The organism is Erythrobacter epiphyticus, assembly GCF_034653295.1.
Classification (GTDB): domain Bacteria; phylum Pseudomonadota; class Alphaproteobacteria; order Sphingomonadales; family Sphingomonadaceae; genus Erythrobacter.
Genome location: NZ_JAYEEU010000002.1, coordinates 258008 through 268938 on the forward strand (window position 1 = coordinate 258008; position 10931 = coordinate 268938).

The following is a 10931-nucleotide window of genomic DNA, read 5'->3' on the forward strand; positions in this document are numbered from 1 at the left end:
GCAGACCAACAGGCCTGTCGTTGACAGTGCGAATTCTCAAGCGCGATATGAACTATTAGGACCGGTTAGCTGCATGCATTACTGCACTTCCACACCCGGCCTATCAACGTGATGGTCTATCACGGTTCAAAGATACCTAATCTTAAGGGAGGCTTCCCGCTTAGATGCTTTCAGCGGTTATCCCGTCCGTACATAGCTACCCTGCGGCACCCTTGGCAGGATGACAGGTACACCAGAGGTACGTTCACCCCGGTCCTCTCGTACTAGGGGCAACTCCTTTCAAGTATCGACGCCCACGGCAGATAGGGACCAAACTGTCTCGCGACGTTCTGAACCCAGCTCACGTACCACTTTAATTGGCGAACAGCCAAACCCTTGGGACCTGCTCCAGCCCCAGGATGTGATGAGCCGACATCGAGGTGCCAAACGATTCCGTCGATATGAGCTCTTGGGAATCATCAGCCTGTTATCCCCGGCGTACCTTTTATCCGTTGAGCGATGGCCCTTCCACGAGGGACCACCGGATCACTATGACCGACTTTCGTCTCTGCTCGACTCGTCAGTCTCGCAGTCAGGCAGGCTTATGCCATTGCACTCTAACAGACGGTTTCCAACCGTCCTGAGCCTACCATCGCGCGCCTCCGTTACTCTTTAGGAGGCGACCGCCCCAGTCAAACTACCCGCCACAGAGGGTCCCTACACCGGATAACGGTGCGAGGTTAGACATCAGAAAACAGCAGGGTGGTATTTCACCTATGGCTCCACGACAGCTGGCGCCGTCGCTTCAAAGCCTCCCACCTATGCTACACAACTCTTTCCTAATGCCACTCTGAAGCTGCAGTAAAGGTGCACGGGGTCTTTCCGTCTAACCGCGGGTACTCCGCATCTTCACGGAGAATTCAATTTCGCTGAGCATATCCTGGAGACAGTGGGGAAGTCGTTACGCCATTCGTGCAGGTCGGAACTTACCCGACAAGGAATTTCGCTACCTTAGGACCGTTATAGTTACGGCCGCCGTTTACTGGGGCTTCAATTCGGAGCTTGCACTCCTCCTCTTAACCTTCCAGCACCGGGCAGGCGTCAGACCCTATACGTCGTCTTGAAGCCGACTTAGCAGAGTCCTGTGTTTTTGATAAACAGTCGCTACCCCCTGGCCTGTGCCCCCCACCAAAAGTTGCCTTAAGATGGGGCCTCCTTCTTCCGAAGGTACGGAGGCAATTTGCCGAGTTCCTTCAGGATACTTCTCTCAAGCGCCTTGGTATACTCTACCTGACCACCTGTGTCGGTTTCGGGTACGGTCTATACGGTGGGGCTATTTCCTGGAACCTCTTCACCGCCCCTACCAATCCAATAAGGAGGAACGATTTACGAGATCCGTCACACACCACCAGGCCCACGAATATTAACGTGGTTCCCATCGACTACCCCCTTCGGGCTCGTCTTAGGGGCCGGCTCACCCTACGCTGATTAGCATTGCGTAGGAACCCTTGGTCTTTCGGCGACAGGGCATCTCACCCTGTTTGTCGCTACTCATGTCAGCATTCGCACTTCCGATACGTCCAGCGTCGGTTACCCTTCGCCTTCACTCGCCTACGGAACGCTCCGCTACCGCTGCAGTAAACTGCAACCCTAAGCTTCGGTGCATATCTTTAGCCCCGTTACATTTTCGCCGCAGGAACCCTTATTTAGACCAGTGAGCTGTTACGCTTTCTTTAAAGGATGGCTGCTTCTAAGCCAACCTCCTGGTTGTTTTGGGATTCCCACATGCTTTCCCACTTAGATATGACTTGGGGACCTTAGCTGTAGGTTAGGGCTGTTTCCCTTTTGACGACGGACCTTAGCACCCGCCGTCTGTCTGCCAGACAAGACTCGATGGTATTCGGAGTTTGGTTAGGTTTGGTACCGCTCGCGCAGCCCTAGCCCATCCAGTGCTCTACCCCCATCGGCATACATCTGACGCTCTACCTCAATAGATTTCGCGGAGAACCAGCTATTTCCCGGCTTGATTGGCCTTTCACCCCTAAACACAAGTCATCCGAGCATTTTTCAACATGCAACGGTTCGATCCTCCAGTGCGTGTTACCGCACCTTCAATCTGCTCATGCCTAGATCGCCGGGGTTCGGGTCTAATCCAACATACTCAGTCGCCCTATTCAGACTCGCTTTCGCTTCGCCTACACCTAACGGCTTAAGCTCGCATGCTAGATTAAGTCACTGACCCATTATGCAAGAGGTACGCTGTCACCCCCTATGGAGCTCCAACTGCTTGTAAGCATCCGGTTTCAGGTACTGTTTCACTCCCCTAATCGGGGTGCTTTTCACCTTTCCCTCACGGTACTGTGTTCGCTATCGGTCATGTACGAGTATTTAGGCTTGGAGGGTGGCCCCCCCATGTTCAGACAGGATTTCACGTGTCCCGCCCTACTCTAGTCCTTCATCATCACTTTCGCATACGGGGCTGTCACCCGCTACGGCCAAACTTTCCAGAATGTTCTGCTAGTTGAAATGAAGGCACTGGCCTGGTCCCGGTTCGCTCGCCACTACTACGGGAATCTCTGTTGATGTCTTTTCCTCCAGGTACTGAGATGTTTCAGTTCCCCGGGTTCGCTTCACCAAACCTATATATTCAGTCTGATGATACCTTATCCACCTCGCCCGGCCTGCCCGAGGGCAGACTGGAAGAAATGGTGAAGGTGGGTTTCCCCATTCGGAAATCGCCGGATCAAAGTTTGCTCACAACTCCCCGACGCTTATCGCAGCGTGCCACGTCCTTCTTCGCCTGTACATGCCAAGGCATCCACCAAATGCTCTTACCTCACGCTTGAGAATCCACACCATCAACGATAGGCCTGCATAAAAGCCTGTGCGCTTAAAGACGGTGGGAGAATTATCTCAGCCAGATAATCAATTTGATTGATTTGTGATGCACGAAAGATCGCACAGGCCAGAGCCTGTTCGATACAATCCATGCGCCACGGCATCGATTTAAAAACCCATTCACAATGTCAAAGAACGGCAATCCCATATGAAATATGGCGATCGCCTGACCCGCATAATGCGGGATCCGCTTTCGTTTCATCTATCGGACGGTGGTACCTGGTGGAGCCTATCGGGATCGAACCGATGACCCCCTGCTTGCAAAGCAGGTGCTCTCCCAGCTGAGCTAAGGCCCCATGTAGGTAATGGTGGGCCTGAGAAGATTCGAACTTCTGACCTCACCCTTATCAGGGGTGCGCTCTAACCGACTGAGCTACAGGCCCATTCCACCAAACGCCGACCGCCAATTCCCGAAGGAACAGGCTGCCGCGAGGGGCGTGAGCCGGCTCAGGCACACAACAAGCCAGAAGGCTTGTTGCATCCGATTGATGAAAGGACATGAGGACGACGGCAATGTTCTTTGGAGATCACGAAGCACTTTCAGAGGCCAGCCCTGACGCTTTCGTGAAAATCCTTAGAAAGGAGGTGATCCAGCCGCAGGTTCCCCTACGGCTACCTTGTTACGACTTCACCCCAGTCGCTGAACCCACCGTGGTCAGCTGCCTCCTTGCGGTTAGCGCACTGCCTTCGGGTGAATCCAACTCCCATGGTGTGACGGGCGGTGTGTACAAGGCCTGGGAACGTATTCACCGCGGCATGCTGATCCGCGATTACTAGCGATTCCGCCTTCATGCTCTCGAGTTGCAGAGAACAATCCGAACTGAGACAACTTTTGGAGATTAGCGCACCCTCGCGGGATAGCTGCCCACTGTAGTTGCCATTGTAGCACGTGTGTAGCCCAGCCTGTAAGGGCCATGAGGACTTGACGTCATCCCCACCTTCCTCCGGCTTATCACCGGCAGTTTCCTTAAAGTGCCCAACTTAATGATGGCAACTAAGGACGAGGGTTGCGCTCGTTGCGGGACTTAACCCAACATCTCACGACACGAGCTGACGACAGCCATGCAGCACCTGTCACTAGGTCCCCGAAGGGAAGAAATCTGTCTCCAGAAGTCGTCCTAGGATGTCAAAGGCTGGTAAGGTTCTGCGCGTTGCTTCGAATTAAACCACATGCTCCACCGCTTGTGCAGGCCCCCGTCAATTCCTTTGAGTTTTAATCTTGCGACCGTACTCCCCAGGCGGATAACTTAATGCGTTAGCTGCGCCACCCAAGTTCTGTGAACCCGGACAGCTAGTTATCATCGTTTACGGCGTGGACTACCAGGGTATCTAATCCTGTTTGCTCCCCACGCTTTCGCACCTCAGCGTCAATACTTGTCCAGCGAGTCGCCTTCGCCACTGGTGTTCTTCCGAATATCTACGAATTTCACCTCTACACTCGGAATTCCACTCGCCTCTCCAAGATTCTAGCTTCCCAGTTTCAAGGGCAGTTCCGGGGTTGAGCCCCGGGATTTCACCTCTGACTTAAAAAGCCGCCTACGTGCGCTTTACGCCCAGTAATTCCGAACAACGCTAGCTCCCTCCGTATTACCGCGGCTGCTGGCACGGAGTTAGCCGGAGCTTATTCTCCAGGTACTGTCATTATCATCCCTGGTAAAAGAGCTTTACAACCCTAAGGCCTTCATCACTCACGCGGCATTGCTGGATCAGGCTTTCGCCCATTGTCCAATATTCCCCACTGCTGCCTCCCGTAGGAGTCTGGGCCGTGTCTCAGTCCCAGTGTGGCTGATCATCCTCTCAGACCAGCTATGGATCGTCGCCTTGGTAGGCCATTACCCCACCAACTAGCTAATCCAACGCGGGCCCATCCAAAGGCGATAAATCTTTGGTCCGAAGACATTATCCGGTATTAGCTCAAATTTCTCTGAGTTATTCCGAACCTAAGGGCAGGTTCCCACGCGTTACGCACCCGTGCGCCACTAGACCCGAAGGTCTCGTTCGACTTGCATGTGTTAGGCATGCCGCCAGCGTTCGTTCTGAGCCAGGATCAAACTCTCAAGTTTGTGTCACACACCAATCAGGCATGGGGAAAACCCCATCGACCGGACTGGCATGAGCTTCAAGGAGCCGATACCTGCACTGTCAAACGTAATGGATACGAATGAACATGCTTATCATCCGGCCAGGCGTGGAGCCCAAAACGGATGTGGCAATCGGCTTGGTTACTGGTATCCGGAGCCTTAAAACCCCCGGACCAGGCGCCGTCGCCCACATGTCCCTTCATCAAAAACCAACAATGTCAAAGAGCCGCCAGACAGTAATAGGGGACAGCGCTTGGTTCCCCGATTTACACCGGGGGACCGGCTATCCGAATTTCTTGGCGACCGAGCGTTGCGGTGGCGGTGGAAGCCGTCAGCGCCGCGTCGGTGGAGCCCATCTATGCGTGGTTCGGGATTCGGTCAACGGCTTTTTGCAATTTTATTTCAAATTTTGCGAAAGGCGAGGAAATCCAAGGATTTGAGCGGGTATTTTTGCCGTCCAAAGGCATCTTTCCTCCCATTCCAGCCGTCCTGACAGGGCAGAATCGCTGATTCACGAGCCGATCCGGTGCTGAATCAGCGCTCCGCCACACCGATGGCGGCACGTAGCCGCCAGAGACTCGCCGCACCCGATTCATGATCGCGCCATGGGGCGCATCCTTTGCCATGGTGGGACCGTCTCTGGCTGTGATACATTCCTCCCATCCAAGCCGCTCTTCGCCCCTGCATGGTGATGCGGCTCCTATAGGACTATATAATGCGCGCTTCGCACCTGGCCTTGATCGCGATTGCTTTGGCTCTCAGCGGGACGCCCGCCGCCCATGCCGCAGGCCCTGCCGCCGGTGCTGCGTCGAATCTCCCTGCCGAGACCATCGCCCCGGTGCTGACAGATCCGTTGACGGATATCCTCGGGCTTCAGGAACAAGGCGACCGCCGGCTGACCTTGCCGGTGATGATCGACGGCCAAGGCCCGTTCCACTTCATGATCGACACCGGCAGTCAGGCCACCGCCGTCGCGCATGAGATCAACGCCGTGCTCGCCCTCCCACCCGCAGGCCGGGCCAACCTGCTTGGCATGGCGAGCATCCGGCCGGTTGATCTGGTCTCGATCGGGCGGCTCGATGTCGGCAAGCACTATATAGAAGGGCTGGCAGCCCCGCTGCTCGAACGCGACAATATCGGCGCAGATGGAATCATCGGGCTCGACAGCTTGCAGGATTTCCGCGTGCTGATCGATTTCCGTGCGCCCTCGATTGCCCTGCAGGACATGCGCGGCAATCGGGGGAAACGCGACGGCTTTGAAATCGTGGTCCGCGCGCGCCAGCAAGCGGGGCAACTGCTGATCACCAACGCGCTGGTCGAAGGCATTGCCACCACGGTGATCATCGATACCGGCGCGCAGGCCAGCCTTGCCAACCCCGCCTTGCGGGACAGGTTGCGCAGCAAGCGCGAGGCCGAAGTCATCACCACGGATGTGAACGGTGTCGATCTGGTGGGCCACCTTGCCGTCGTGCGCTCGCTCAAGATCGAATCGCTCCAGCTCAACAACATCCCGCTGACCTTTGCTGATTCGCCGGTGTTCGCGGCGCTGGGGCTGGCCAACACGCCGGTGCTCGCTTTGGGGATGCAGCATTTGCGGCTGTTTGACCGGGTGGCGATCGATTTTGCCAACAGCCGCATCCTGTTCGATCTGCCGCGCGATGTCGCGGCAGCGCAGCGCGAGGCACAGCGCATTCCCTTCTCCTTCTAGACGCAAAAGGAATGGCAGCTTGCGCTGACCCCTGCGCGCGCCCACATGCAGGGGCCTATGCCTCCTGACAGCACCCAGACCGCCGACGACCGCCGCCAGATTGAAAGCTGGCCCACGATCAAACGCTTCCTTCCCTATCTGTGGCCGCGCGAAGATGCTTCGTTGCGGCGTCGCATTGTCATTGCGATGGGGCTGGTGCTGGCGGGCAAGGGCGTCACGCTCGCCCTGCCCTTTGCCTATAAGGGCGCGGTCGATCAGATGGCGGGGCCGCCGTCCGGCAGCGCGGGCGAGCAGGCGCTGATTGTTGCCGCGGCGCTGGTCACTGCCTATGCGCTCGGGCGCTTTACCGCCGTGGTGTTCGACAACCTGCGCAACATCGCCTTCGAACGAGTCGGCCAGCTGGCGACGCTGCATCTTGCCGAGGACGTGTTCCGGCGCTTGCACCAGCTTTCGCTGCGCTTCCATCTCTCGCGGCGCACCGGCGAGGTGACCAAGATCATCGAGCGCGGCACCAAGAGTATCGGCATGATGCTCTACTTCCTGCTGTTCAATCTCGCCCCGACTGCGATCGAACTCGTGGCGGTGGGCATCATCTTCTACATCAATTTCGGGATCGAGCTGGTGCTGGCGACCGCCGTCACAGTGATGGCCTATATATATGTCACGCGCTGGATCACCGATTGGCGCGCCAAACTGCGGCGCGAGATGAATGATCTTGATGGCCGCGCGCTGCAACGCGCGGTTGATTCGCTGCTCAATTTCGAGACCGTCAAATATTTCGGTGCCGAACACCGCGAAGAAGAACGCTATTCAGGCGCAGCACGCGCCTATGCCGAGGCCGCGATCAAATCGGAAAACTCGCTCGCGCTGCTCAATATCGCGCAATCGCTCATCACCAATGCGCTGATGGCAGGCGCCATGGCCTACACGGTGTGGGGATGGCAGCAGGGGCGGCTGAGTGTCGGCGATCTGGTGCTGGTCAACACCTTCCTGCTCCAGCTGTTCCGTCCTCTGGATGTGCTGGGCTGGGTCTATCGCACGATCCGCCAGGGGCTGGTTGATATGGCCGACATGTTCCGCCTGATCGATACCGAGATCGAGGTGAAGGATGCCCCGGGTGCGCCCGCCCTGATCGTGCAGCGCCCGACCGTCGCCTTCGATAACGTCACTTTCGGGTATGAGGGCGAACGCACGATCCTGCATGGCCTGAGCTTCGAAGTGCCCGCCGGTTCGCATGTTGCGATTGTCGGGCCTTCAGGCGCGGGCAAGAGCACGATCGGACGGCTCCTGTTCCGCTTCTATGATCCGCTCGCCGGGCGGGTGCTGGTCGGCGGGGATGATATTGCCGGGGTCACGCAGGAAAGCCTGCGGGCGCTGATCGGGATTGTCCCGCAGGACTCGGTGCTGTTCAACGATACGCTCGCCTACAATATCGCCTATGGCGCGGAAGGCGCGGATATGGCGGCGGTGGAACAGGCTGCGCGCGATGCCGCGCTGATGCCGCTGATCGAACGCCTGCCCGATGGCTTTGACACCATGGTGGGCGAACGCGGGCTCAAACTGTCGGGCGGAGAGAAGCAGCGGGTCGCCATCGCGCGCACGCTGGTGAAGAACCCGCCGATTCTCCTGCTCGACGAGGCGACCAGCGCGCTCGACACCCGCACCGAACAGGAAATCCTCGGCACGCTGAAACGCGTCGCGCAGGGGCGCACCACGATCGCGATTGCCCACCGCCTTTCGACCATCGCCGATGCCGACCGCATCCTCGTGCTCGATCACGGGCGGCTGGTGGAAAGCGGCGATCACGGCGCGCTGCTCGCCATGGGCGGGCTCTATGCCGACATGTGGGCGCGCCAGCTCGCCGAACAGGGCGAGGAACGCGAAGCCGCGGAGTGAGTCGATCAGGCGCAATTGCCGTGCGGCATCCTGCGCCCTAGGAATTGCTCCCGACCCAAATCAAAACAAGCCACGGAGAGCCTGAAACACCTATGCCTCGCAACCTTTTTGCTGCCGCCTTGCTGGCGACCACCACCCTGTCCCTTGGTTTTGCCCTGCCTGCCCATGCGCAGGATACAGCCGCCCCCGAACCCGCGGTCGCCTTGCCCGCCGCGCTCACCGCCGAACAGATGCCGCCGATCCCGCTGGCCATGGCAGAACGCGCGCGGCCCTATCTCGAAGCGCGCGGCGCGGGCTTTGCTGGTTGGGATCCCAACGCGCGCGCGGTGCTGGTCAGCACCCGCTTTGCCAACACCAACCAGCTTCACCGCGTGGCCCAACCGATGGGCGCGCGCACCCAGATCACCTTCGAGGCCGAGCCGGTCGGCGGACGCTATGCCCCCAAGCGCGGCGATGTGATCGTGGTCCGCAAGGACCGGGGCGGGGATGAATACTTCCAGCTTTACACCCTCAAGGATGGGCGCCTCACCCTGCTGACCGATGGCAAGAGCCGCAACCAGCAGGGCGCGTGGAGCGCCGACGGGCACTTGCTGGCCTTCAGCTCGACCCGCCGCAACGGCGTCGATTCGGATCTCTACGTGATGGACCCGCGCGATCCGGCCTCGGCGCGGATGGTGTTCCAGAGCAATGGTGGCGGCTGGGCGGTGCTCGGCTTCTCGCCGGGCAAGCAGGAAGCCTATGTCGCCGATTACAATTCGGTGCAGGATGTCGATCTCTACCGGCTCGATATGGCAAGCGGGACGATGCTGCCGATCGGCAATCCGGCCGATCAGGTGGCGCATGGTTCGTTCCGGGTCGGGCCGGATGGCACCTTGTGGGTGACCAGCGACCGCGATTCGGATTTCCAGCGGCTTGGACGGCTCGATCCGATCACCGGCAATTTCACCCCGGTGACCAACGAGCGCTGGGACGTTGATGGCTTTGATATCAGCCCCGACGGCAAGACCATCGCCTATGTGGTGAACGAGGCCGGGACCGACAGGATGCGCCTGCTCGATGTCGCCACCGGCAAGGTGCGCAAGGTTGATGCCCTGCCCGCCGGGTTGATCGGCGGCGTGGAATTCGCGCCGTGGGGCGAGATCGGCTTTTCGCTAAGCTCGGCCAAGAGCGCATCGGACGTCTGGTCGCTGGATCCCGCCACGATGCTGCTCACCCGCTGGACGCAAAGTGAGACCGGCGGGCTCGATGTTTCGGTCAATGTCGAACCGGAAATCCTCACCACCAGGAGCTTCGATGGGCTGGAAGTATCCGGCATTCTCTACCTGCCGGATCCGGCGAAGTTTCCGGGCAAGCGCCCGATGCTGGTGAGCGTCCATGGCGGGCCGGAAGGGCAAAGCCGCGCAGGCTTCCTCGCGCGCAACAACTACTACCTCAACGAGCTTGGCATTGGCCTGTTCTACCCCAATGTTCGCGGCTCGACCGGCTATGGCAAGGTGTTCGTCAGCCTCGACAATGGCCCGTTCAAGCGCGAGGATTCGGTCAAGGATATGGCGGCGCTGATTGATGCTGTGCGCGCGCACAAGCGGGTCGATGCGGCCAAGGTCGGGCTGACCGGCGGCTCCTATGGCGGATACATGTGCTATGCGGCAGCCGTGCAGCTCAAGGACAAGCTCGCCGCCACGCAATGTACCGTCGCGATCAGCAATTTCGTGAGCTTCCTCGAGAACACCAATCCCTACCGGCAGGATCTGCGCCGGGTCGAATATGGTGACGAACGCGATCCGGTGCAGCGCGCCAAGCTGACCGAGATCAGCCCGCTGACCCGCGTCAACGAGATCGCAAAGCCGATGTTTGTCATCACCGGCGCCAATGATCCGCGCGTGCCCAAGTCGGAAGCCGATCAGATGGTCGCCGCGATCCGCGCCAAGGGCGGTGAAGCATGGCATCTGGTTGCGGCTGATGAGGGCCACGGCTTCGCCAAGAAGGCCAATGCCGATTACGCCTTCCTCGCCCAGCTCGCCTTCTGGAAGAAGCACCTGCTGGGGGAATGATTACCCGGATTGCGAGAGGCGCTGGAGAATAGCCAGCGCCTCTTCGCGCCGCGGCCATGGCACGAACAGATGATCGTGGTAAAAACCCGCCACGACATTGCAGGCGATCCCCGCTTCGGCCAGCGCGGCGGATACGGCCGCTGTCAGCCCCACGCCTTCAAGCGCGGAATGCACCATCAGCGTGATCCGTGCGAAATCTCCGCCTGTCGCCGGGGTGATCGCGGTGAGCCCTTCATCTTCGCGGATCAGCGCAAAGGCCTCTGCGGGCAAGCCATCGCCCGCCACCACGTCAAAGCGCCACGCCCGCCCGTCCAGCAC

4 protein-coding genes, 2 tRNA genes and 2 rRNA genes are annotated in these 10931 nt (G+C 59.0%); 3 read left to right on the forward strand and 5 right to left on the reverse strand.

Annotation, left to right across the window (positions count from 1 at the left end):
* Window positions 1-35: 35 nt before the first annotated feature.
* The 4 genes from SOQ14_RS01705 to SOQ14_RS01720 all read right to left on the reverse strand — a co-directional run bounded on the left by SOQ14_RS01705 (window position 36) and on the right by SOQ14_RS01720 (window position 4940).
* Window positions 36-2824: ribosomal RNA gene (locus SOQ14_RS01705) — 23S ribosomal RNA — on the reverse strand.
* Window positions 2825-3097: 273 nt separating this feature from the next.
* Window positions 3098-3173: transfer RNA gene (locus tag SOQ14_RS01710), tRNA-Ala, on the reverse strand.
* 10 nt (window positions 3174-3183) lie between these two features.
* Window positions 3184-3260 (reverse strand) — tRNA-Ile (locus SOQ14_RS01715).
* 195 nt (window positions 3261-3455) lie between these two features.
* Window positions 3456-4940: ribosomal RNA gene (locus tag SOQ14_RS01720) — 16S ribosomal RNA — on the reverse strand.
* The 16S and 23S rRNA genes sit together here with 2 tRNA genes alongside, the layout of an rRNA operon.
* A 733-nt stretch (window positions 4941-5673) precedes the next feature.
* Here SOQ14_RS01720 and SOQ14_RS01725 point away from each other — a divergent pair.
* From SOQ14_RS01725 to SOQ14_RS01735, 3 genes are all read left to right on the forward strand, one after another.
* Entirely contained in the window at window positions 5674-6666 is a 993-nt protein-coding gene (locus SOQ14_RS01725) for a retroviral-like aspartic protease family protein (protein WP_322896237.1), read from the forward strand.
* Window positions 6667-6723: 57 nt separating this feature from the next.
* The gene (locus SOQ14_RS01730) at window positions 6724-8562 is read left to right on the forward strand and encodes an ABCB family ABC transporter ATP-binding protein/permease (protein WP_322896239.1); all 1839 of its coding nucleotides are present in this window, start codon (window positions 6724-6726) and stop codon (window positions 8560-8562) included.
* A gap of 92 nt (window positions 8563-8654) precedes the next feature.
* A complete protein-coding gene (locus SOQ14_RS01735; RefSeq protein WP_322896241.1) occupies window positions 8655-10613 on the forward strand; it encodes a S9 family peptidase in 1959 nt (652 codons plus the stop codon).
* Here SOQ14_RS01735 and SOQ14_RS01740 read toward each other — a convergent pair.
* On the reverse strand, window positions 10614-10931 hold a 318-nt coding region (locus SOQ14_RS01740), incomplete at its 5' end, for an ACT domain-containing protein (protein ID WP_322896243.1).

Bases quoted from the DNA above. Each gene is read 5' to 3' on its own strand.
- SOQ14_RS01730 (WP_322896239.1), top strand. From the start codon at position 6,724: ATGCCTCCTGACAGCACCCAGACCGCCGACGACCGCCGCCAGATTGAA.
- SOQ14_RS01725 (WP_322896237.1), top strand. From the start codon at position 5,674: ATGCGCGCTTCGCACCTGGCCTTGATCGCGATTGCTTTGGCTCTCAGC.
- SOQ14_RS01735 (WP_322896241.1), top strand. From the start codon at position 8,655: ATGCCTCGCAACCTTTTTGCTGCCGCCTTGCTGGCGACCACCACCCTG.